Here is a 20,874-nt window from a genome sequence, read left to right as displayed (position 1 = left end):
ATACCTGCACGTCAATAAGGCTGGGATGGTTGCAGGGTTGCGCCATCCCTCTCCTTGAGACCACCCTCACCCGCGGCCCTGGGGCGCCGCCTTCCGCACCGCCGCCGGCCGAGGCGACGGGCGCGGATCGAGTCCCCGGGTGTCGGACGCCTGCCTCAGGGGGCTCCCATCCCAGACAGACATCCCAGGCTTCCTTGTCTCTGCAGGTTGTCGGGGGTGGGATCGTCCCACCGTTCCAGGTTGGGGGCAGCCGTTGTCCCAGCCCCATGAGGCATCCGACGCTATGGCTGTCGCACCGGCTGAAGCGGCCGACCGCACGGCAGCGCCACGACACCCCGACTCACCCGTCCACGGAGACACCCATCTCTTTGGGCACCCGGGTGCAGGGTGCGGACGCTCAAGGGGGCGCCCGACCACCTTCGCCCCCGCCACCGCGGTGCGAGAAGGAGGCGGTGGTGTGGCGGCGACAGCCAAGCACGCGACCTCATACCGATCAGAAAAGGAACACACATATGAACATGAAGTCCCTTGCGGCCCACCGTGTGGCCGTGGCCGCGGGTCTCGTCCTGGCACTTGGGTGTGGTGTGTCGGCACAGGCCTCCACCACCGGGCCGCGGACGATCAGCGGGAAGGCCAATGACGCGGTGACGCACCGCTCGGGCGGCAGTGGCGACAAGGGCACCATCGCCGCCTGCTCCCAGAAGGTCCTCGGGGTGTCCGCCGTGACGGAGCCCGCAGACAGCAAGGACGCCAGGCACCTCCTCCTCATCGTCCAGAACGCCGGCGACAAGAAGTGCAACCTCTACCGTTACCCTCTCGTGCGGCTTGGTGACGGTCGGACCACGGCCCCCGTGATCAAGGAGAGCGCCCCGAACCCGGGGGTGCCCGTCACTCTCGCTCCGGGTGAGGAGGGATATGCCGCTCTGCTCGTCAACGGCCCCATGGATGAGTACGAGGCGAAGAGCATCACCCTCAGCCTCCAGGGTCGTAAGTCCGGCAGCAGCGCGGGCAAGCCGATCGATGTCCCCATGCCCGTCGACACGTTGTACGCCAACGACTTCCAGCGTGTCACCTACTGGACGACTGCTCCCGGCTACGCCCTGGATTTCATCATGTCGAAGTGACGGACCTCGATCGGAACCGCCTCCCAGCGGCTGACCAGAACGCTCACATGGCCTACTGAACACCGGCCGAAGTCGGCCGATGGCGCGGCAGCACCACGACACCCCCACCCACCATGCACCCGCCCCTGGGACACCCATGTCCTCGACCGCCCAGGACGCGAGGTGAGGCGGGTGGGATACAGCCGAGGCACACGCGTGGGTGATCGGTCGGCCCGCCCGCCGTCGTGGCCGGCTGTCGTCGGCTGAGGTTCGTGCCACAACCGTGCCAGATGCAGCGGTCAGCCGCGGTCAACGAGGGTGTCCTACGGTCGCGTTGCCGGCCGCCTCACCCGGTATCGAAGTCCAGGTCAGCCCGAGAGTTCTCCAGCCTCTCTCCTGAAGCGGTGGCTTCCTGGCAACCAGCGGCAGCGGCCAGCCGGCGCAGGCCACTAGTGCGCTGCCGTCCTCGGTGAGGAAGAGCAGGGTGGTCCATGTCCGATCGGCAGCATCGACAAACCCTGTGCGCACGGGTCGGCCATGTTCGCGGATGAGCTGCACTGCTCGTTCCAGCCCAAGAGGTTCGAGTCCGTGCATCCGCATGCGCTGAAGTCGGCGCTTGAAGACTCCGGCATGCTGCCCTGCGGGTTGTGCCCGGTCCGCCACCCAGTAGGTGGCGCCGCTGCGGAGGGTGGCCAGAGCAATCACGGAAGCCTCGTCATCACCGGCCAACAGCGATTCCAGCACATGCCGTTCCATGATCACCCCCGTCTGGATCCTGCGGTACATCAGCCAGGTACCGCAACCCAGCGATCGCCCGCGTCCGGTAGCGCCCCTGCGGGGGCTCGGTAGCGGCCGGAATAGCCGTAACTGACCGATCCCGCGAGAGCTACGGGTCAGGAAGTGCCCGTGCCCCCTCCGTGCCCGATCGGGTGGGGAACCACGGGGAATCACGGTGCCGAGCGGGCACCTCGCAGCACGACGGCCCCTGACCAACTACCTGGTCAGGGGCCGTTTCCGCACGCGGTGGGTGTGGGATTCGAACCCACGGTGACTCGCGCCACGGCGGTTTTCAAGATTGCTCAGGTGCTGTGGGCGAATCGCATCCGCACGTGTGCGGGGAAGCCAGGGTCATGCCTGTCGATTCGCAAGGCCTTGTCCATCCGCCACCACTCGGCGCGCGCCCGCCTGGGCAATCAGTCCTCGGCCTTCGCGGGGAAGCGAACCAGGGGAACCGGCATCAGGCAGAGCGCGAAGGCCACCTGCGTCAGGACTGGGACGAAGAGGAGCGCCACGAAGTTCTGGAAGAGCAAGAACCATGTGGGCAGGAGGAGGAGCCCCGCCAGACGGATACGGAATGCCGCCCCCTTGCGCTCGTTGAGCAGCCCGAACAACAGGATTACCAGCAGCGAGGGGATGCCCACCATGAGCCCCACCGAGGCAATGGATTCGTCCCACAGGTAGTAGGCGGTGTCCTCCCAGTACGAGCGGGTGCGAGGCAGGTAGGACACAAGCTCGTGCTGGCGGGGAGCCGTCAGGGCATGGACGAGCCATGCCGCCACCCAGATCAGCAGGTAGCGACCGACGGCATCAGCGATGCACAAGCCGACACGGCCGAGTCGGTGCCAAGGAGAGGTGACCACGAAGGGCATAGCGCATAGTGACACCTTTTTTGAACGCGTTCAAGGGAGTCGAGGGGTAGGCCAGGAGTGACTGGCAGTCCGGCCAGCGGTGCAGCAGCGGGGTACCGCAACCGCCCCCGCCCGGCAGTGTCCCGGTGGGCCCTCGAAGCGACCGGCATGGACGTCGCTGCCCGATCTCGCTGGAGCTACGGATCAGGAGGTCGTGAGGGGGGTGGGTGCGGAGCCATTCGGCGTCCCGGGACCTGCTGGTCCGGAGACCCCTATCCGGCCACCCCCCCTTGGCCGCCGTGTTCTTCGGGGAGAACAGCGAACCGGCTCATCTCTGCCACGGAAGCTAACAGCCGCCACTGACAACGCTCTTGTTCCTACGACCGGCACTCCAGGCACACGTGCCAGAACCGTGCCAGGTTGTGCGGGAAGCCACGGGGAACACCGGGGAACGCAGGCCGTGGGCATCAGGTGCCGCCATCGTTCCGCCGCAGGTCAGCCAGCTTCCCACCCACACGGCACACGAGCTTCCCAAGCCGTGTGTCTCTTGTCGGCGGAGCCGGATGGCCCGGATCACGGGTGCGGACGTCTCCACTCGTTCTCGCCAAGTAGCCTGCATCCAGCGTCTTTTCCGGCGTTGGAGGTTCCATGGACGCAACCACCCTCACCGAACCCGCACGGCTGTGGTCGGCGCACGAGGTCCTGGTGCGGCAGTGCCCTGTGCCAGCAGCGGCCGGAGTCTACGGGTGGCATTTCAAAGAGGCGCCCCACTCCGACTTGGCCCCTGGACAACTGCTCTACGTCGGCATAGCTCCACGCCGGATGTCCAACCGGACCAGTACGCAGAATCTGAGGAAGCGCGTCCGATACCACTACCGGGGCAACGCGGCTGGATCAACGCTGCGGCTCACCCTTGGCTGTCTGCTCGGGCTGGAGCTACGCCGCGTGGGTAGCGGCAACCGCCTGACGTTCGGAAAGAGCGGGGAAGCCACCCTCAGTCAGTGGATGGCTGACCACGCGCAGGTGTGCTGGCTGGAACGCGACGAGCCGTGGACCTTGGAGTCGGAGCTAATCGCTCAGCTTGACCTCCCGTTGAACCTCGATCAGAACCGCCACAACGGCTTCCACGACCGCCTCAAGGAAGTACGTGCCAAAGCTCGGGAGCGGGCAAGGGCCTTGCCCATCAGCGCATAGCAGAGGAGGCACAGGTGAGCTACGCAGACCTGCCCGCGCCACGGCGCAGCGAAGCCAAGCGCGCCCAGGATCGACGCCGCCGTGAGCGCATGCGGAGCAATGGCAGCGTCGAGCGCTACACAGCGGAAGAGATCGGTGGACGGGACGACTGGATCTGTGGTCTGTGTGAAGACCCAGTTGACCAGGCCTATCAGCATCCAGACCCTCGGTCCCCGAGCATCGACCACGTCCGCACCATCGCGGCCGGCGGAACCGACACGCGCGACAATGTGCGCCTCACACATTGGGGCTGCAACCATGAACGCAACGACAGCACCCCACTGAGGACTACCGAGGAAGCCGAAGCGCGGCGCGCTGTCCTCTTCCGGATACCCGCGCTCCGGGCCTACGCAGACAGCCTCAACGCAGAGGACATGGTGCGCCGCTCTCAGGCTTCCCACTCGCCCGAGAGGTATCGGGAGAAGTTGGCCCGTCGAGTGGAACGCTACGAGCGCGAAAAACGCTGAGCGCGTACGCAGCCACGAAGAAGGCGCGTGCCACAGCTGTGCCGGATGCGGGGGTCAGCCACGGTCAACAGGGGTGGCTGGCGGGCGCGGTCGTGCCCGCCAGCTCGGCCAGCGAAGCCGCAGGTCACGCGGGTCTTGACGCCCCCTTAGCAGGAACCGGCATGGAGGACTGGGCAAAGATTGCCGGAACCCAGCAATGTGCTCGGAGTGTTCCCCAGGCAGGATTGGTCGGGAGGGGAGCACACGGATCGGCCTCGGTGCCGGGCACCCGCAGGTGACCGGTATCAGGGCCTGAAGTGTGCGCTGAGGCTGTCACGGATCGGGACGATCGGGGGATCGGAAATGCGGACGTTCTTCGAGGCCGCCACGAGTTACCCGGTCTTCCCTTTCACCGTCGCCCTGATCGTGGTCGTGTGCTTCTGGCTGCTGGTCGCGGTGGGCGCGACCCACTCCGGCAGCTTCGACGACGATGCGGACGCCGAAGTCTGGGGCCTGGGCGGGGTGCCGGTCTCCATCGGGTTCTCGCTGGTGACGGGCGTGGCCTGGCTCGGCAGCCTCTGCGCGAACGTTCTCCTGGATCCGCTCGTCCCCTCGGGGCCGATGCGCGCGCTGACCGGGATCGCCGTACTGATCGCCGCGCCGCTGTTCGCCTGGCGGGTGGCCCGCGTGCTCGTACGGCCGTTGCACCGCCTCTTCCCCGAGGAACCCGGGCCGCCCCGGCCGGACTTCACCGGGCACGGGTCCGGCGATACCGGCACGGGTCCGTCGTACGCCTTCAACGAGGCCGGGGCCGGCGAGTTCTACCGGGGGCGTCGGCACGGGGCCGGTGGTCACGAGGCCGGTGGTCACGGGGCCGGTTGCCATGAGGCGGCTGTCGACCCAGGCTCCCGCGCCGCCTGAGCCGGCGCCGCGCTCTGGCGGAACCTACCGCGGCAGCGGACTCCTCCGGCCTTCGACCTCCGACGCCTCTCCGGGTGCTCCGGGGCCTTTCAGGCTTTGCCTTCATCACCTGCGAAGGATGTTCCTCATGAACGCCATGATCGCGAGTGTCGGTGCCTGCTTGCTCATGGCGTTCCTCGTGTTTTTCGTCCTGTCCTGACCGCCCCATGATCCGCGGTCCGGAGCTGCCGCACAGGGGACGGCGGCTCCGGACCGTGATGCACCCGACTTCCTCCACCGGTACGCGGGAATCGCTCGACGCCGGTACCTACGAGGTGCTGCGCGACCGGTTGGCCGTGCAGGCCGCCGAGCTCGCCCGGCGGGCCGAGGCGCTCAACGTCCGCCGCACCGCACCGAGTTGAGGCGACGCGTACCCATCCGGCGCCATGGCCTCCGGAGCGGCCCGACGCAGTCGCGGTCCGTCGGCGGGTACGGGTACGGGCGTCGGCCGTTGCCCTTACTGGAACCAGGCGTGGGTGGAGAGTTCCGGGCGTACGCCGCGCTGTGCGCGGGACAGGACGACGGCGCTGGAGAGCAGCCCGACGTGGCTGAGCGCCTGGGGGTAGTTGCCGAGGAAGGAGTGGTCCGCGGGGTCGATCTGTTCGGCGAACAGGCCGAGGGGACTGGCGTAGGAGCAGAGCTTCTCGAACAGTTCGGTGGCTTCGTCGACGCGGCCTTGGCCGACGAGGTTGTCCACGAGCCAGAAGCTGCACAGCAGGAACGCGCCCTCGGGCTCGTTGATCCCGTCGGGCGAGTCCTGCGGGAGGTAGCGGAACAGGAGTCCGTCGCCCGCGCCGAGGCGTTCGGTGATCGCCTGTGCGGTGGCGACCATGCGTGGGTGATCGGCGGACAGGACCCGTCTGAGCGGGAGTGCGAGGAGCGAGGCGTCCAGTCCTCCTCGGTGACCGAGGTGCTCGGTGAGGGAGTTCTGTGTCTCGTCCCACGCGTCGTGGATGATTCGGTCCGTGAGGTACCGGGCCTCTGCGGCCCAGGTGGTGGCGTCGCCCGGGAGATCGAGGCGGGTGGCGAGCCGTGCGGCGCGGTCGAGCGCCACCTGACACATGGCCGCGGAGTACGTGAAGGGGCGCCCGTGGGTGCGTACTTCCCAGATGCCGTGATCCGGCGTCGTCCAGGCAGTGCGTGACCGTTCGGCCAGCCCGGACAGCCGGTGCCACAGGTCGGCGCTCAAGGGTCTGCCGATGGCGGCCCATTGGAAGGCGCAGTCCAGGATCTCTCCGTAGACGTCGTGCTGGATCTGTTCGACCGCGGCGTTGCCCCACCGCACGGGTACGGAGGCGCGGTAGCCCTCCAGCTCCTCGTCGATCACTTCCGGCTGTGGCGGTCTGCCGTCCACGTCGTACAGGACGCGGGGCCGCCCGTCCCGCCAGTCGGCGGTCAGTGCCCAGTGGAGGAAACCCCCGGCTTCCTCGGGCAGGCCGATCCGGCGCAGGGCGAAGACGGTGTACGCGGCATCGCGGATCCAGGTGTAGCGGTAGTCCCAGTTGCGGTCGCCGCCGATGCGTTCCGGCAGCGAGGAGGTGGGAGCGGCGACGATGGCACCGTTCTCGACGTGGTCGAGGAGCTTCAGCGTGATGGCCGAGCGACGCACCATCTCCGGGCGGGGAGTGTCGTCGACCACGCGTGCGGACCAGCGGCGCCACACCCCTGTGGTGTCGTCGATACAGCTGGAGGCCGTTCGTTCCGCTCGTTCCGCGGAGGGGTCCTGCCGTTGGCTCCAACGCAGGCGCACCCAGAAGCCGTCCCCGGCGCGCAGGGGCAGGGTGAACGGGTGGTCGGGCAACGGCCGGGAGGCTGTCAGGTGCAGCCTCAGGGACTGCCGGGGGCAGGTCAGTCGCCAACCCCCGGTCCGAGGCTCGTACCGTGCGCCGCCGCGCGGTTGTACCGACACCGCCAGATCGACGGTGCCGTGGGTGACTCTCGCCCACCGGACCAGTTCACCCCGGCCGACCGGCGCGTCCTCCTCCAGGCGCGCCCCCGGTTCGAGGAGGAACGCATCGGTGACCTCGACGACCCCCGTGTCCGACCGCAGCTCTGTGACGAGGACGCCGCTGTCCTCCACGTAGTACTGACGGCTGTGCCGCAGCCCGTCCGGGGCCAGCAGGAAGGAACCGCCGCTCCGGCGGTCGAGCAGCGAGCAGAACAGGGGCGGGGAGTCGAAGCGGGGGACGCACATGAAGCCGATGGCGCCGTCGCGGCCCACGAGGGCGCAGCCGCGGCCATCGCCGATCAGGCCGTGGTCCTCGATCGGCAGGTACCCCTCCAGGGGTACGGGCGACCACTGGCTCATGCCTGATCTGTACCCCCTGAGGGCGCGGCGGATCATTCTGCGGGCTGCGGGCTGCGGGCTGCGGGCTGCGGGCTGCGGGCTGCGGGCTGCGGGCTGCGGGCTGCGGAGGCGGGGAGCGGGCGGGCCAGTCGAGGAGGCGGGCGCCGAGGGCGGCGGTGTGCGGGATGTCTCGCCGGCCGGGATCGGTGGGGTCGTGGCCGGTGAGTGGCCGGGCCGAGAACCTGGAAGACCAGCAGGTCCGAGGCGTGCACGACCGGGGCGGTCAAGCACAGCGGGGCGGCGAGGCCGGGAGCGCTGCGGGCCCCATGAGGACCGCCCCGGCGGAAGTGGCGACCCTGGCACCTCACCCACACGTGAAAGGTGATCCGCCCAGGTCCAGGAGAGCCACATCCTCCGCCGTCCGCCCCGGCGAGTGAGACTGTCAGTGGGTGGACATCGCGCTGGTCCGGTCCCGTGGAGGCCCCGGCCTGTCGGCTCGGGCGCGGGACCGCCGGCTCCGGTCCGCAGGAGATGGTGATGAACGGCTCGGTACGCATGGGACGAGTGCTCGGGGTGCCGCTGCGCGTCCACTGGACCGTGCCGCTGCTCGTGCTGCTCTTCGGGTACAGCCTGGGCAGCCGGACGCTTCCCGCCTGGGTTCCGGACCAGTCCGACGCCGCCTACACGGCCGCCGGCCTGGCCGGTGCCCTGCTGCTTGTGGGGAGCCTGCTGGCCCATGAGGCCGCTCACGCGATCACGGCCCGGAGGAGGGGCATCGAGGTCCAGAGCATCACGCTCTGGGCGCTGGGCGGGATGACCGAGATGGGCAGGCCGCGTGCGGCCCGCGCGGCCTTCGTGGTGGCGGTGAGCGGACCGTTCACCAGCCTCGTCGTCGGCGCGGCGGCGTTCGGAGCGGGCATCGGGCTGGACGCGGTGTCCGGCTGGGCGATGCCCACGGCCGTCCTGGTCTGGCTCGGGTGGGTCAACGCCGTCCTGGGCGTGTTCAACCTGCTGCCGGGCGCGCCCCTCGACGGCGGACGGGTGGTGCAGGCGCTGATGTGGTGGCGTACGGGAGACCGGGACCGGGCCGAACGAGCAGCCGCACGCAGCGGACAGGTCCTCGGCATCCTGCTGATCGCTCTCGGATGGATCTCCGTACTGCGCGGCGCGTTCGGAGGCCTGTGGCTGACGGTCATCGGCTTCTTCCTCGTGATCGTCGCCGGCGCCGAACGGCAGCGCGCGACCCTGGCCCCGGCCCTGCGCGGAGTGAAAGCGGCCGATGCCATGACCAGTCCCGTGGAGACCTGCCCGGACTGGTTCACCGTGGAACGCTGCGTCGAGGACGTGGCCCTGCGGACCCTCCGGTCGACGTTCGCCCTGACCGACTTCGAAGGGAGCCTCAGCGGCTCGCTGGATCTGCCGCGGCTCGCGCGGGTCCCCGCCGAGCAGCGGCGGACACTGCGGGTGCGTGACGTGGCGACCCCGTTGTCACAGGTCACGACCTGCGCGCCGGACGACCTGCTGGAAGACGTGCTCGAGAAGCTCCGCCCGGGCAGCGGCCTGCCCATCCTCGTCACCGACGGCCGGTACCCGGTGGGCATCATCACCGTGCGGGACATCTCCCGGCTCGTCGAGCGCCACAGGCTCCGCGGACCGGGGAACCGGTGATGACGGACGGCTCGGGCGGCACCCCGGCTACCGGGCGCGGCACCCAACGGCGGCTGGTGCCGACGCGCTGCAAGCGCCGACGTGCGCATCTCCGCAACCGGCCTGGCCGGCGCGGCGGAACGCCAACGCCTGAGGACGGTGCCTCGCCGGCGTGATGAGGGGCGGCCAGATCCACGGCGCCGTCCCTGTCGAACGCAAGGTGCTCCTCTCGCCGCCCTCGTCGTCGCCGGGCACCCGCACCTGGAGGGCCGCACGGTCGCCGAAGCCTTCCTCCGCCCCGGGGCCCGACGGGTTCCGGCCCTGGACGCGGCCGCCCCTCCCGGCCGTCGCCCCGACCCTGCGTCGGCCCATCCGTCCGGCGGCGACGACCGGCCTCGCGGGCTGGTCCGGGAACTGCACCCCGGTACGTCCTGTGGCCCGAGGACCGGGGACGTCCTGCGCCCTGAGGACCGGGTCGTGCCGATGACCACCCGGCCGACCGCCCGGCAGGGGCTCACCGAACTCCTCGGCTGCCGTCCCTGACCGGCTGCCGCCCCCAACCGGCCGCCCCCCAACCGGCCGCCCCCACCACACCGTTGACCTTCTCCAGGCACAGCCGCCCCCGGCGCTCGCCGCCCTTAGGCCGAGCCGTGAGAGACCGGCATCAAAGGAGCATGAACATTGCCGGAACCAGGCAGTGTTTCCGGCAGACCCACGTGTGAGCATTGGCCACCGGCGCGGTGACAGTGGGGGAGAGGCGGTGGACGCGGATGACCTGGTTTCTGGGTCTCGGCATCGCAGGAGTCGTACTCCTCGTTCTGTCCCTCGTCTTCGACGGTGTGATCGAGGGCCTCTTCGACGGCGTCGACGCGCTCGACGGTCCCTTCGACGGCTGGCTGTCGCTCCCGGTCATCGCCGGGTTCGTGTCCATGCTCGGCTTCTCCGGCGCGATCGTCATGGGCACCACCGGGCTCGGCGCGGTCGGGGCCACCGCGATCGGAGTGCCCGCCGGAGCCGCCACGGGTTGGCTCGCCCACCGCCTCAGCCGCGCGCTGCTGAGCGACACGTCCGGTGCCGCCCCGCGCGGCGAGGACCTGATCGGCGCCGCCGGCTCCGTGGTGACGGCCATTCCGGCCGACGGCTACGGCGAGGTGCTGGTCCATCTGGCCGGGCAACCGGTGAAGCTCGCGGCGAAGAGTCCGACCCCGGTGCCGCGCGGCGTCGAGATCTGGGTCGAGGAGACGCTGTCGCAGACAGCGGTCTCCGTGCGCCCCGTCGATCGCTGACCCGCCGCGCCGCATCGCGCATCGAGCGCCGACACATCGGTGCTCCTTCATCCACATGAACTCGTACCGATCTGCCGTCCCCCGGGAGGGCTGAGGGGAAGACAACATGAGTCCAGTCGTCGTCGCCGTGACAGGGGTCGTCGTACTCCTTGTCCTGCTCGGCCTTGTCGTGGTCACCCGTTACAAGGTGGCGGGTCCGAGTGAGGCGTTCATCGTCACCGGGCGGCGTGGCAAGAAGGCCACCGATCCGGAGACCGGCCGGGTCTTCACCGACAACAGCGGGCAGAAGGTCGTGGTCGGCGGCGGGGTGTTCGTCGTGCCGTTCGTGCAGCAGAAGTTCACCCTCGACCTGTCGTCCCGGCACATCCCGGTCGCCGTGCGCGGTGCCGTCACACTGCGGGGCGTCAAGGCGCACCTGGAGGGTGTCGCCATCGTCAAGGTCGGCGGCACCGAGGACTCGATCCGGGCCGCCGCCCAGCGGTTCCTGATGCAGCAGGACGGCATCGTCGGCTTCACCCAGGAAGTGCTCTCCGGTGCGCTGCGGGCCATAGTCGGCCGGATGTCGGTGGAGGACATCATCCGCGACCGCGCCGCGTTCGCCGGTCAGGTCGCCGAGGAGGCCGAGGCGAGCCTGTCCGGGCAGGGGTTGGTGCTTGACGCCTTCCAGATTCAGGACATCAGCACCGAGGGCTCCTACCTGGAGGACCTCGGCCGTCCGGAGGCCGCCCGCGCCAAGCAGGAGGCCGACATCGCCGAGGCCGTCGCCCGCCGCGCCGCCGAGCAGGCGCGGCTGAAGGCCGAGGAGGAGATCGCGATCGCCCAGCGGACCTTCGCGCTGAAGCAGGCCGAGATCAAGGCCGAGACCGACGAGGCCGCCGCCCGAGCCGACGCGGCCGGCCCGCTCGCCGAGGCCGCCCGCCGGCAGGAGGTGCTCGGCGAGCAGGAGAAGGTCGCCGAACGCCAGGCCGCGCTGACCGACCGCGAACTGGACACCAAGGTCCGCAAGCCCGCCGACGCCGCCCGCTACCAGGCCGAACAGGAGGCCGAGGCCCGCCGCGTCGCGCTGGTCAAGGAGGCCGAGGCGACCGCCGAGCGGGCCCGGCTGACCGGTGAGGGCGAGAAGGCGCAGCGCGCCGCGCTCGCCGACGCCGTCCGCCTCGAAGGCGAGGCGGACGCCGCCGCCATCGGTGCGAAGGGTGCCGCCGAGGCAGACGCCATGCGGAAGAAGGCCGACGCCTTCGCCCAGTACGGCGACGCCGCCGTCCTGCAGATGCTGGTGGAGGTGCTGCCCCAGGTCGTCGCCAAGGCGTCCGAACCGCTCAGCGCGATCGACAAGATGACGGTGATCTCCACCGACGGCGCCAGCCAGCTCTCGCGCACGGTCGCCGACAACGTCGCCCAGGGCCTCGAACTCCTCGGTTCCACCACCGGAGTCGACATCGCCGAACTGCTGAAGGGCATCACCGGGCGGGTCGGCGGTGCGCAGCCCGCGACGACGGCGCCCAGCGAGGCCAACGGCAAGGTCGAGATCACCGGCTGACGCCGACATCGAGTGCGGTGCCAGACAGCTGAAGCGCCTTCTCGCGCGAGCCCGGGCGGTTCCAGAACCGCCCGGGCTCGCGCGAGCCGCCCGGGCTCGCCGTAAGCGTGCGGATTTCTCCGCAGCCCGGGCGGTTTTCCGTAACGAGGTACGAGTGATGCCCGCTCTCGATCCTCGGCGCGGCGGTGACAGACAGCTTGCCCGCAGTCGGCGTGTCAGCGCGTCGGTCAACTGCCGGAAGCAGGCAACGAGAGCCGGCTTGAACGAGACCCGGCTTGTACGGGTGCCTTCCGCGGTCATGCGCTAGAAAGACGTCAACAACGCATCAACTTCGGGGGACCAACATGGCGGGGCGGGACGCGTCCGAGGAGTACGACGAGTACCTGGAGGGGTACGCCCGCATCCTTGCGAACGCCGCGGCGACCGGGCGCCGGCTGACCCGGAGCGAACGCGATTCGCGCCGCGCGCTGGGCGAGCAGGCCGCGGAGGCGGGCCTGGGCCTGCGCATCATGGTCGGCGCCCACATGGCCGCCACCCGGGCGCACTGGCCGACCGGGGGCGACGTTTCCGTGGACGACGTACTGGGCGCCGTGGCGCAGGCCGTCGACGCGTTCGCCGAAGGCTATGAGCGGGCGCAGCGGCTCGCCGTACGCCAGGAAGAAGCCGCTCGCCGCGAGTTCATCGACGACCTGCTGTACGGCCGCAGCGACCTGGGACGACTGGCCCAGCGCGCGGAACGCTACGGGCTGCGGCTGTCGTACGAGCACGCGGTCGCCGTGGCGCGCGGCCCGGTCGCGTACGAAGAGGGGGACACGGTTCTCCGGGAGGTGGAGCACGCACTGATCGGCCGGTTCGGCGACCGCAGCATCCTGCTCACCACCAAGGACGGCCGACTGGTGTGCATCGCCCCGGGCGGCCAGAGCGAGGTACTCGCTCACTTCGCCGAGCAGGCGTTCGCCGCCACCGGCGGCGGCCAGGTGGGCATCGGCCGCCCGCAACCCGGCGCCGCCGGCGTCGTCCAGTCCTACGAGGAGGCCCTCAACGCCCTCGACCTGGGAGAACGCCTCGAACTCGACGAACCCGTGCTGCACGCGGCCGACCTCCTTGTCTACCCGGTCCTCACCCGCGACCGGCAGGCCATGGCCGACCTGGTGGACAACGCGCTCGGTCCGCTGCGCGGAGCCCGCGGCGGCGCCCAGCCGCTCCTCGACACCCTCACCGTCTACTTCGACTCCGGCTGTGTGTCCGCGGAGGCGGCGCGGCGGCTCTCGCTGAGCGTGCGCGCCTTCACCTACCGCCTGGAACGCATCCACAAGCTCACCGGCGCGGACCCGTCGGACCCGATGCACCGCTACACCCTGCAGACCGCGGTGATCGGCGCCCGGCTGCTGGACTGGCCCACGAAGCCCAACTGAAGTCTGGCGGTAGGTCGATCCGTCAGGCGGCGGTGGCGGGGCGTGGTGTGCCGTGGAAGACCTGGCTGGTGTGCCAGGCGAGGTGGTCGGCCGCGACGGGGGCTACGCCCGGTTGCGGGCCGACCAGCGGACGGCCCGCGAGTGAGATGACCTGTTGGCGGGCGGCGGGGCTGTGGCCGACGAAGCGCTGGGAGACCAGGATGCGCCGGCGGTCGTCGACCCCGAGGACGCCCTTGTCGAAGAGCTTGTGGTGCAGCGAGCACAGGCACAGCCCGTTGTCGACGTCGTCCGGGCCTCCGAACGCCCACCAGCGCACGTGCGCTGCCTCCAGCCCGACCGGGACCGTGCCGATCCTGCCGTCGTAGCCGCAGAAGGCGCACCGGTACTCGTAGGCGGTCAGCACCCGTTCGCGCATGCGCCGGTCCCGCTGCCTCCGCACGGTCGAGAGCTGCTCGGTCTCGGCCGGTTCCAGTTCCAGGCCGGCGGCTTCGCACAACTCACCGTGGAGGGAGGGCGGAAAGTGGAGGTCGAGCAGCAACCGCGCTATTCGCCCCAGCAGTTCCGGTTCGCTTCGCAGAGCGGTTCTGAGTTCCGGGGCGAGGCGACCGGTGGCACCTGTTTCCCGGAGAACTCGCACTCCGGTTCCGGGACTGCCGGGCCCCCGGTCGGTACGCACTTCCCATACGCCGTCTCTGACCAGATGGTGGAACGGGTAGGCGGGTGTCGTCCTGTTGGGCGGGCCGTACTCGGACAGCAGGAGCTGTAGCTCTTCCTCCACCGCGCTGTACCGCAGCTCGCTGTCGGGGTCTTGCTGGAACCGGCCGAGGGCGTGCAGGAGCAGCAGCGGCTTGTGCGGGGCGCGCGTCCCGCTCCTCGTCCACTGTCTGAGCTTCGCGATGCGCTCCAACCAGTCCATGGTCGGTGATCGTAGTGAGGCGCTGTCGGTAAGGAGTCAGGCGAGGTGGTCGGCGAGTTCGCGTTCCAGGGCGGCCCCGGGCCTGGGTGCGTCGGCGAGCGCGGCGAGGTACCGCTCGGCGTCGAGGGCGGCGGCGCAGCCGGAGCCGGCCGCGGTGATGGCCTGGCGGTAGGTGTGGTCGACGACGTCGCCGGCGCCGAAGACGCCCGCGATGTTCGTACGCGTCGACGGGGAGGCGACCTTGAGGTAGCCCTCGTCGTCGAGGTCGAGCTGACCGGTGACCAGGTCGGTGCGCGGGTCGTGGCCGATGGCGACGAAGAGTCCGGTGGCCGGGAGGCGGGAGGTCTCGCCGGTGACGGTGTCGCGCAGGGTGAGCCCGGCGAGTTTGCCGCCGTCCTCGTGGATCTCGGCGATCTCGCTGTTCCAGGCGAAGGAGATCTTCGGGTCGGCGAAGGCACGGTCCTGCATGGTCTTGGAGGCCCGCAGGGTGTCGCGCCGGTGGACGATGGTCACGGAGCGGGCGAAGCGGGAGAGGAAGGTGGCTTCCTCCATCGCGGTGTCGCCACCGCCGACGACCACGATGTCGTGCTCGCGGAAGAAGAAGCCGTCGCAGGTCGCGCAGTACGAGACGCCCCGGCCGGAGAGCGCGTCCTCGCCCGGCAGCCCCAGCTTTCGGTGCTGTGAGCCGGTCGCGACGATGACGGCCTTCGCCCGGTGGACCGTACCGGCGGTGTCGGTGACGGTCTTGACGGGGCCGGTGAGGTCGACCTCGACGATGTCGTCGGGGACGAGCTCGGCGCCGAAGCGTTCGGCCTGGGCCCGCATGTTGTCCATCAGGTCCGGGCCCATGATGCCGTCGCGGAAGCCGGGGAAGTTCTCGACCTCGGTCGTCTGTACCAGTGCGCCGCCGGCCGTGACCGCGCCCTCGAAGACCAGCGGCTTCAGTGAGGCGCGGGCGGTGTAGAGGGCGGCGGTGTATCCGGCGGGGCCGGAGCCGATGACGATGACGTGGCGGACGTCCGAGTCCGTGTCCGTGTCCGTGTCCGTGGTCGTGGTCGTGGTCGTGGTCGTGTCCAGGGTCGTGCTCATGCCTGGGGCTCCGGCGCGATCTCCTTGATCAGGCCCTCGACCAGCACCTTGATCTCGTCACGGATGGGGCGGACGGCGTCGACGCCCTGGCCCGCCGGGTCCTCCAGCTGCCAGTCCAGGTACCGCTTGCCGGGGAAAACGGGGCAGGTGTCGCCGCAGCCCATGGTGATGCAGACGTCGGACTCCTTGACCGCGTCCACGGTGAGCATCTTGGGGACCTCGGCGGAGATGTCGATGCCGACCTCGGCCATGGCCTCGACGGCGGCCGGGTTGACGCCCGCGCCCGGATTGGAGCCGGCGGAGCGGACCTCGACGCGGTCCCCGGCCAGGTGGGTCAGCCACGCGGCGGCCATCTGGGAGCGGCCGGCGTTGTGGACACAGACGAAGAGCACGGAGGGCTTGTCGGACATCAGGAGGTCTCTCTTGTCTCACGACGGCATCAGGCATGAATGACTTCAGCACTCGATGGTGTCAGCCACCACTGATGTGAGAGTATCAGTCCATGATGACGTCAGTCGACACTGACCTGATCCGGGTGCTGGCCGACCCGCTCAGGCTCCGGATCGTGACCCTGCTCGCCAAAGAGATGCTGTGCACCACTCACCTCGTGGAGGAGACCGGTGCCCGGCAGACCAACCTCTCCAACCACCTGAGAGTGCTGCGCGAGGCCGGTGTCGTGGAGACGGAGCCGTGCGGCCGGTTCACCTACTACCGGCTCAAGCCCGACGTCGTCGCCCAGCTCGCCGGACAGTTCGCCGACCTGGCCGAGTCCGCTCGTACCGCTTCCGAGAACAAGAGGGCCTGCCCATGACCCCCGCCGAAGCCCCCGCGACCGCGGAGTCCGTGATGCCCGCCGCCGAGCCCGAGTCCGCCGGGTCCGGCCGGTCCGCCGGGTCCGTCGAACCGGCGCCGGGTGCCACCCCGCCGCGTACGCCCCTGGTCGCCAGGGCCGCCGCCGAGCTCATCGGTACGGCCGCCCTCGTGGCGGTCGTGGTGGGCTCCGGCATCCAGGCCACCGAACTGACCAAGGACGTCGGCCTGCAGCTGCTGGCCAACTCCACGGCCACCGTCTTCGGCCTCGGTGTCCTGATCCTCCTGCTCGGCCCGGTCTCGGGCGCGCACTTCAACCCGGTCGTCACCCTGGCCGAGTGGTGGAACGCCCGGCGGGGCGGTGCCGGTGTCACCGCGCGCGAGGTGGCCGTGTACGTCCCGGTCCAGGTCGTGGGCGCGATCGCGGGGGCGGTGCTGGCCGACGCGATGTTCGGGAAGCCGCTGGTGGAGTGGTCCACGCACGACCGCTCGGCCGGGCATCTGCTGCTCGGTGAGGTCGTCGCCACGGCCGGGCTGATCCTGCTGATCTTCGGCCTGGCCCGCGCCGACCAGCTGCGCTTCGCGCCCGTCGCCGTCGCGTCGTACATCGGTGCGGCGTACTGGTTCACCTCGTCCACGTCGTTCGCCAACCCGGCGGTGACCGTCGGCCGCGCCTTCACCGACACCTTCGCGGGCATCGCGCCGGGATCGGTCGCGGGGTTCATCGGCATGCAGCTCATCGGCGGTGTGGTCGGGTTGGCGCTGGTGGCGCTGATCTTCATGCCGGGCCGGTCCGCTGAATGACCCGTACGACGCAGGTGGTGGTGATCGGCGGCGGCCAGTCCGGGCTCGCCGCCGCCTACCATCTGCGCCGCCTCGGCCTGGAGTTCGTCGTCCTCGACGCCCGGACCGAACCGGGCGGTGCCTGGCAACATGCCTGGGATTCGATGCACTTGTTCTCGCCGGCCGCGTATTCGTCCCTGCCGGGGCGTCCGATGCCCGTGCAGGTGGGCGAGCCGTACCCGGACGCGGGCCACGTGGTCGGCTATCTCACCGCGTACGAGCGGCGCTACGAGCTTCCGGTGCACCGGCCCGTACGGGTCTTGGGGGTCCACCGGGACGGCGGCAGGCTGCTGCGGGTCGAGACCGACGCCGGCACGTGGCGTGCCCCGGCTGCCATCAGCGCGACCGGCAGTTGGTGGCGTCCCTTCCTGCCCGCCGTCCCGGGGCGCTCGGACTTCCGGGGGCGTCAGCTGCATACGGCCGAGTACCGCGGTCCGCGTGACTTCGCCGGGCGGCGTGTCGTCGTGGTCGGCGGCGGCAACTCCGGCGCGCAGATCGCCGCCGACCTGGCGTACGACACCGAGCTGACCTGGGTCACCCGGCGCCCGCCCCGCTTCCTCGCCGACGACATCGACGGGCGTGCCCTGTTCGATGTGGCCACCGCCCGCCGGCGTGCCCTTGACGAAGGGCATGTCGACACCGGGGGAGTCGGGTCCCTGGGCGACATCGTCGCCCTACCGCCGGTCCGCGAGGCCCGTGACGCCGGACTGCTCAAGGCGTCGCCCATGTTCGTACGCCTGGATCGCGACGGCGTCGTATGGGCCGACGGCACCCGGGCGGACGCGGACGTGATCGTCTGGTGCACCGGCTTCCGCCCCGCGCTCTCGCACCTGGCACCGCTGGGGCTGCGCGGCCGGCGCGGCCACATCGCCACCGTCGGCACACAGGCCGTGGACGAACCGCGCCTGCACCTCCTCGGCTACGGCGACTGGACCGGCCCCGCCTCCGCCACCCTCATCGGCGTCGGCCGACCGGCACGCGACGCCGCCCGTGAGATCGCCCGACTCGTCGCCGACGACCGCTGAGCGGACCTCGCCTCACGACAACTCGCCGATGACGTCACGTACTTCGGCGGCGACGGATTCCGGCAGGGGCGCGTAGCGGATCTCGGGAAGGGCCTTCCGGCCCTCCTCGCCGGCGGTGTGGGCGAGGAACGACGTCCTCGCGCGCGCTGCCGCCTTACCCGGCCGAGCCGGAGGCGATGGGCCTGGTCCCGCCGGTCAGGTGCCTTTCCCCGGCTCCGGTGCCGTGGCGTCTGCCCGGCCGGCGCGGAGCATGGCCTGGTAGAGGGCGTCGTGGTCGGGTGAGGAGGGCAGAGGGCCGCGGGCCGGGGCCGCCAAGGACTGGATCATGAGGGCGACGACGCGGCGCCAGGCGTCGGGGGCGGCGTCGCCGGTGGCGTTGACGACGCCGGCGTTGGCCATGTGGATCAGCACCAGGTCCGAGGGGTCGAAGTCCTCACGCAGGCGGCCCGTGGCCTTGGCGCGCTCGATGAGCCGCACCATCCCCTCGTAGGCCTCGTTCCGACGCTTCTCCATGGCTTTGGCGTTGGGGAACGTCGTGGTCAGGACGTCGGCGAAGCCGTAGTCGGCGGCCTGCATCGCGCAGGCGGCCTCGATGTAGCCGGTGAAGCCGTGCCAGGGGTCGGGGTCTTCGAGGGCGGTGGTGACCGCGTCGGCGTAGGCGTCCATGCGGTCGGAGAAGACGGCGTCGAACAGGTCGTCCTTGGTGGGGAAGCGGCGAAAGAGGGTGGCGATCCCCACGCCGGCCTCGCGGGCCACGGAGGCCATGGAGGCGCCCAGACCGTCCCGTCCGAAGACCGTCCGCGCGGCGGCGATGATCCGCTCCCGGTTGCGCTCGGCGTCGCTGCGCAGAGGCTGGGCGGCGGGGCCGTCGGTGTGCTGGGCGCCAGAGCTCATGACAGCCACTCTAGCGATCGGATCGCCCTGTCCACTTTGGGTGCGGTCCGGCCGGCCGGCCGGCAGGACGGTGCTGGAGGCGATCGCCGAGAGTTTCTGCGGCGGGCCTGGGTGAACGCGGCGAGGACCACGGTGATGGCCGGCCCGAACCACCCCGGCGGGTGGCTGTCGGCCGGCCGTCCCGCAGGTCACCACGGGGTGGAGATGCCCGGGTGGGTGGTGGTGAACATGTCCAGGAAATTCATCTGGGCGAGCGGGATGGAGAAGAGGGCGCCGACGCGTTGGGCCGCCGCCTCGGACGCCGGGTCGGAGCGGCGTACGACGGAGATCGTGTGGGGGAAGACGACGTACATGACGTGGGCGTCCTGGAGGTGCGCGTAGTAGCGCTCGGGCCGGAGGGCCGCGGCGAGTTGGAGGCAGGCTTCCTGCGTGGCCTGCCTGGGTATGTCGAGTTCGATGATCTCCACGGGGCCGTCATTGAGCGGCAGGGTGTAGCGCTTGAGTTCGATGCCCGGGACCTTCCGCAGGAGGGCGGGGTCCTTGAGGCTCTCGGTGACGATGACGGCCAACAATTTCGTTTCTCTCCTCTGGTGCGCGGGGCCTAGCATGCCGCCGTTGTTCCGGATGATGTTCGAGATTCCGAACGTATCGATATGAACGGATGTGATGCCATTGTCTGCGGTGATCGAGGCGCGCGGGCTGTCCAAGGTGTTCCAGACGACCGTTCGGCGACCCGGCTTCGCGGGTGCGCTCAGGTCGCTCGTCAGTCCGCAGCGGGTGGCCAAGGTCGCGGTGCAGGACGTCGAATTCAGTGTGGGCAAGGGGGAGTTACTCGCTCTGCTCGGTCCCAACGGGGCCGGGAAGTCCACCACGATCAAGATGCTCACCGGAATTCTGACACCCACTTCCGGCGAGGCGCTCGTCGCCGGGGTCGTCCCGCACCGGGACCGGGAGCGCAACGCCCACAACATCGGGGCCGTGTTCGGGCAGCGGACCCAGCTGTGGTGGGATCTGCCCGCCCGGGAGTCGTTCGAGATCCTGCGGGACATCTACGGGGTCCCCGAGAGCCAATTCCGGGCCCGTATCGAGGAGTTCGACGGGCTGCTCGAACTCTCCGAGTTCTGGGACACCCGGGTCCGGCATCTGTCGCTGGGTCAGCGGGTCCGCTGCGATCTCGCCGCCTCGCTGCTGCACGACCCGCCCGTCGTCTTCCTCGACGAGCCCACCATCGGCATGGACGTGGTGGTGAAGGAGCAGGTACGGCGGTTCCTGCGGCACCAGGTCGAGGAGCGTGACCGTACCGTCCTGCTCACCACGCACGACATGACCGAGGTGGAACGGCTCGCCGAGCGGGTCGTGCTGATCAACCACGGCCGGATCGTGCTCGACGGCCCGCTCCAGGAGATCCGGCGGCGCTTCGGCGGCACCTGGCAGGTCCGGGCCACCCTCGCCGACCCGGCCGACGTCGAGGAGATCGAGCGGAGCGAGGGAACCGGCGGACCTGTCTCGCTGCCCGGCTTCGCGGGCATCGCTGTGCTGCGGCGCGAGGGGCCGCGGTTCGTGTTCGGGCCGGTCGGGGAGGACGCGCCCACCGTGCACGAGGCCTTGAAGGTCATCATCGGGCGGTTCCGGGTAGCGGACCTCGCGCTGGAGGAGAACGACCTGGAGGACGTCATGCGCGCCGCCTACCTCAGCGACGTACCGGCCCAGGAACCGGCCACCGTCACCTCCGCCGCCGCCCAGGGCGGTTGA

General features: G+C 70.4%; 21 protein-coding genes and 1 pseudogene. 14 read left to right on the top strand and 8 right to left on the bottom strand.

The window, feature by feature from the left end:
* Positions 1 to 512: 512 nt before the first annotated feature.
* Positions 513 to 1,124 (top strand): DUF4232 domain-containing protein, encoded by a 612-nt coding sequence (locus JIX55_RS22385; protein WP_257565083.1) that lies wholly within the window; start codon positions 513 to 515, stop codon positions 1,122 to 1,124.
* Positions 1,125 to 1,412: 288 nt separating this feature from the next.
* On the opposite strand, the gene JIX55_RS22380 is transcribed toward JIX55_RS22385, so the two are convergent.
* Positions 1,413 to 1,889, bottom strand: a complete 477-nt coding sequence (locus tag JIX55_RS22380; protein ID WP_306820025.1) for a hypothetical protein — start codon at positions 1,887 to 1,889, stop codon at positions 1,413 to 1,415.
* Positions 1,890 to 2,296: 407 nt separating this feature from the next.
* Positions 2,297 to 2,752, bottom strand: a complete 456-nt coding sequence (locus tag JIX55_RS22375; protein ID WP_257565082.1) for a hypothetical protein — start codon at positions 2,750 to 2,752, stop codon at positions 2,297 to 2,299.
* A gap of 627 nt (positions 2,753 to 3,379) precedes the next feature.
* Between JIX55_RS22375 and JIX55_RS22370 the strand changes: the two genes are divergently transcribed.
* The 4 genes from JIX55_RS22370 to JIX55_RS22355 all read left to right on the top strand — a co-directional run bounded on the left by JIX55_RS22370 (position 3,380) and on the right by JIX55_RS22355 (position 5,732).
* The gene (locus JIX55_RS22370; protein WP_257565081.1) at positions 3,380 to 3,925 is read left to right on the top strand and encodes a GIY-YIG nuclease family protein; all 546 of its coding nucleotides are present in this window, start codon (positions 3,380 to 3,382) and stop codon (positions 3,923 to 3,925) included.
* Between the two features lie 14 nt (positions 3,926 to 3,939).
* A complete protein-coding gene (locus JIX55_RS22365) occupies positions 3,940 to 4,431 on the top strand; it encodes an HNH endonuclease (RefSeq protein ID WP_257565080.1) in 492 nt (163 codons plus the stop codon).
* A gap of 342 nt (positions 4,432 to 4,773) precedes the next feature.
* Positions 4,774 to 5,331: a hypothetical protein gene (locus tag JIX55_RS22360; protein ID WP_257565079.1), complete on the top strand. Its 558-nt coding sequence runs from the start codon at positions 4,774 to 4,776 to the stop codon at positions 5,329 to 5,331.
* Between the two features lie 254 nt (positions 5,332 to 5,585).
* Complete coding sequence (locus tag JIX55_RS22355; RefSeq protein WP_257565078.1) at positions 5,586 to 5,732, top strand: hypothetical protein; 147 nt, start codon at positions 5,586 to 5,588, stop codon at positions 5,730 to 5,732.
* Between the two features lie 95 nt (positions 5,733 to 5,827).
* On the opposite strand, the gene JIX55_RS22350 is transcribed toward JIX55_RS22355, so the two are convergent.
* The gene (locus JIX55_RS22350) at positions 5,828 to 7,678 is read right to left on the bottom strand and encodes a glycoside hydrolase family 15 protein (protein ID WP_257565077.1); all 1,851 of its coding nucleotides are present in this window, start codon (positions 7,676 to 7,678) and stop codon (positions 5,828 to 5,830) included.
* A gap of 516 nt (positions 7,679 to 8,194) precedes the next feature.
* Here JIX55_RS22350 and JIX55_RS22345 point away from each other — a divergent pair.
* The 5 genes and pseudogenes from JIX55_RS22345 (at position 8,195) to JIX55_RS22325 (ending at position 13,545) form a co-directional block, all read left to right on the top strand.
* Positions 8,195 to 9,325 carry a site-2 protease family protein gene (locus JIX55_RS22345; RefSeq protein WP_257565076.1) on the top strand — a complete coding sequence of 377 codons (1,131 nt, stop codon included), beginning with the start codon at positions 8,195 to 8,197 and terminating at the stop codon, positions 9,323 to 9,325.
* A 145-nt stretch (positions 9,326 to 9,470) separates the two neighbouring features.
* Positions 9,471 to 9,847 (top strand): annotated as a pseudogene (locus tag JIX55_RS22340) (hypothetical protein); the annotation flags it as partial.
* A gap of 227 nt (positions 9,848 to 10,074) precedes the next feature.
* A complete protein-coding gene (locus tag JIX55_RS22335) occupies positions 10,075 to 10,590 on the top strand; it encodes a hypothetical protein (protein ID WP_257565075.1) in 516 nt (171 codons plus the stop codon).
* A 106-nt stretch (positions 10,591 to 10,696) separates the two neighbouring features.
* On the top strand, positions 10,697 to 12,130 hold the full coding sequence (locus JIX55_RS22330) for a flotillin family protein (protein WP_257565074.1): 1,434 nt from the start codon (positions 10,697 to 10,699) through the stop codon (positions 12,128 to 12,130).
* 344 nt (positions 12,131 to 12,474) lie between these two features.
* Positions 12,475 to 13,545 carry a PucR family transcriptional regulator gene (locus tag JIX55_RS22325; RefSeq protein WP_257565073.1) on the top strand — a complete coding sequence of 357 codons (1,071 nt, stop codon included), beginning with the start codon at positions 12,475 to 12,477 and terminating at the stop codon, positions 13,543 to 13,545.
* A 22-nt stretch (positions 13,546 to 13,567) separates the two neighbouring features.
* Here the strand turns inward: JIX55_RS22325 and JIX55_RS22320 are convergent, their stop codons facing one another.
* From JIX55_RS22320 to JIX55_RS22310, 3 genes are read right to left on the bottom strand one after another with little or no spacing between them, the layout of a single operon-like run.
* On the bottom strand, positions 13,568 to 14,461 hold the full coding sequence (locus tag JIX55_RS22320; RefSeq protein ID WP_257565072.1) for a phosphorothioated DNA-binding restriction endonuclease: 894 nt from the start codon (positions 14,459 to 14,461) through the stop codon (positions 13,568 to 13,570).
* Positions 14,462 to 14,497: 36 nt separating this feature from the next.
* Positions 14,498 to 15,550 (bottom strand): thioredoxin-disulfide reductase, encoded by a 1,053-nt coding sequence (gene trxB, locus JIX55_RS22315; RefSeq protein ID WP_257565071.1) that lies wholly within the window; start codon positions 15,548 to 15,550, stop codon positions 14,498 to 14,500.
* Entirely contained in the window at positions 15,547 to 15,960 is a 414-nt protein-coding gene (locus tag JIX55_RS22310) for an arsenate reductase ArsC (protein ID WP_257565070.1), read from the bottom strand. The genes trxB and JIX55_RS22310 overlap by 4 nt, the downstream gene beginning before the upstream one ends.
* Positions 15,961 to 16,052: 92 nt before the next feature.
* Here JIX55_RS22310 and JIX55_RS22305 point away from each other — a divergent pair, with 92 nt between their 5' ends.
* The 3 genes from JIX55_RS22305 to JIX55_RS22295 are packed head-to-tail and all read left to right on the top strand — an operon-like array spanning position 16,053 to position 18,228.
* Positions 16,053 to 16,361, top strand: coding sequence for an ArsR/SmtB family transcription factor (locus tag JIX55_RS22305; RefSeq protein ID WP_257565069.1), 309 nt, complete (start codon positions 16,053 to 16,055; stop codon positions 16,359 to 16,361).
* Positions 16,358 to 17,164: an aquaporin gene (locus tag JIX55_RS22300; RefSeq protein ID WP_443046497.1), complete on the top strand. Its 807-nt coding sequence runs from the start codon at positions 16,358 to 16,360 to the stop codon at positions 17,162 to 17,164. The genes JIX55_RS22305 and JIX55_RS22300 overlap by 4 nt, the downstream gene beginning before the upstream one ends.
* Positions 17,161 to 18,228: an ArsO family NAD(P)H-dependent flavin-containing monooxygenase gene (locus JIX55_RS22295; protein WP_257565068.1), complete on the top strand. Its 1,068-nt coding sequence runs from the start codon at positions 17,161 to 17,163 to the stop codon at positions 18,226 to 18,228. The genes JIX55_RS22300 and JIX55_RS22295 overlap by 4 nt, the downstream gene beginning before the upstream one ends.
* Positions 18,229 to 18,423: 195 nt before the next feature.
* On the opposite strand, the gene JIX55_RS22290 is transcribed toward JIX55_RS22295, so the two are convergent.
* Positions 18,424 to 19,122: a TetR/AcrR family transcriptional regulator gene (locus tag JIX55_RS22290; RefSeq protein WP_257565067.1), complete on the bottom strand. Its 699-nt coding sequence runs from the start codon at positions 19,120 to 19,122 to the stop codon at positions 18,424 to 18,426.
* A 188-nt stretch (positions 19,123 to 19,310) separates the two neighbouring features.
* Positions 19,311 to 19,694: a hypothetical protein gene (locus JIX55_RS22285; protein WP_257565066.1), complete on the bottom strand. Its 384-nt coding sequence runs from the start codon at positions 19,692 to 19,694 to the stop codon at positions 19,311 to 19,313.
* A gap of 94 nt (positions 19,695 to 19,788) precedes the next feature.
* On the opposite strand from JIX55_RS22285, the gene JIX55_RS22280 reads away from it, so the two are divergent.
* Positions 19,789 to 20,874 carry an ABC transporter ATP-binding protein gene (locus JIX55_RS22280; protein ID WP_257565065.1) on the top strand — a complete coding sequence of 362 codons (1,086 nt, stop codon included), beginning with the start codon at positions 19,789 to 19,791 and terminating at the stop codon, positions 20,872 to 20,874.

The organism is Streptomyces sp. DSM 40750 (assembly GCF_024612035.1).
Lineage (GTDB): Bacteria > Actinomycetota > Actinomycetes > Streptomycetales > Streptomycetaceae > Streptomyces.
Note: the sequence above shows the minus strand (reverse complement) of the source record. Positions and strands in the feature narration are given on the sequence as shown.

What these genes read in the sequence shown, in the direction of transcription:
- trxB (WP_257565071.1), bottom strand. Translation starts at nt 15,550, where the DNA reads ATGAGCACGACCCTGGACACGACCACGACCACGACCACGACCACGGAC.
- JIX55_RS22385 (WP_257565083.1), top strand. Translation starts at nt 513, where the DNA reads ATGAACATGAAGTCCCTTGCGGCCCACCGTGTGGCCGTGGCCGCGGGT.
- JIX55_RS22335 (WP_257565075.1), top strand. Translation starts at nt 10,075, where the DNA reads ATGACCTGGTTTCTGGGTCTCGGCATCGCAGGAGTCGTACTCCTCGTT.
- JIX55_RS22310 (WP_257565070.1), bottom strand. Translation starts at nt 15,960, where the DNA reads ATGTCCGACAAGCCCTCCGTGCTCTTCGTCTGTGTCCACAACGCCGGC.
- JIX55_RS22290 (WP_257565067.1), bottom strand. Translation starts at nt 19,122, where the DNA reads ATGAGCTCTGGCGCCCAGCACACCGACGGCCCCGCCGCCCAGCCTCTG.
- JIX55_RS22380 (WP_306820025.1), bottom strand. Translation starts at nt 1,889, where the DNA reads ATGTACCGCAGGATCCAGACGGGGGTGATCATGGAACGGCATGTGCTG.
- JIX55_RS22295 (WP_257565068.1), top strand. Translation starts at nt 17,161, where the DNA reads ATGACCCGTACGACGCAGGTGGTGGTGATCGGCGGCGGCCAGTCCGGG.
- JIX55_RS22360 (WP_257565079.1), top strand. Translation starts at nt 4,774, where the DNA reads ATGCGGACGTTCTTCGAGGCCGCCACGAGTTACCCGGTCTTCCCTTTC.
- JIX55_RS22325 (WP_257565073.1), top strand. Translation starts at nt 12,475, where the DNA reads ATGGCGGGGCGGGACGCGTCCGAGGAGTACGACGAGTACCTGGAGGGG.
- JIX55_RS22375 (WP_257565082.1), bottom strand. Translation starts at nt 2,752, where the DNA reads ATGCCCTTCGTGGTCACCTCTCCTTGGCACCGACTCGGCCGTGTCGGC.
- JIX55_RS22300 (WP_443046497.1), top strand. Translation starts at nt 16,358, where the DNA reads ATGACCCCCGCCGAAGCCCCCGCGACCGCGGAGTCCGTGATGCCCGCC.
- JIX55_RS22305 (WP_257565069.1), top strand. Translation starts at nt 16,053, where the DNA reads ATGATGACGTCAGTCGACACTGACCTGATCCGGGTGCTGGCCGACCCG.
- JIX55_RS22330 (WP_257565074.1), top strand. Translation starts at nt 10,697, where the DNA reads ATGAGTCCAGTCGTCGTCGCCGTGACAGGGGTCGTCGTACTCCTTGTC.
- JIX55_RS22320 (WP_257565072.1), bottom strand. Translation starts at nt 14,461, where the DNA reads ATGGACTGGTTGGAGCGCATCGCGAAGCTCAGACAGTGGACGAGGAGC.
- JIX55_RS22280 (WP_257565065.1), top strand. Translation starts at nt 19,789, where the DNA reads ATGCCATTGTCTGCGGTGATCGAGGCGCGCGGGCTGTCCAAGGTGTTC.
- JIX55_RS22345 (WP_257565076.1), top strand. Translation starts at nt 8,195, where the DNA reads ATGAACGGCTCGGTACGCATGGGACGAGTGCTCGGGGTGCCGCTGCGC.
- JIX55_RS22370 (WP_257565081.1), top strand. Translation starts at nt 3,380, where the DNA reads ATGGACGCAACCACCCTCACCGAACCCGCACGGCTGTGGTCGGCGCAC.
- JIX55_RS22350 (WP_257565077.1), bottom strand. Translation starts at nt 7,678, where the DNA reads ATGAGCCAGTGGTCGCCCGTACCCCTGGAGGGGTACCTGCCGATCGAG.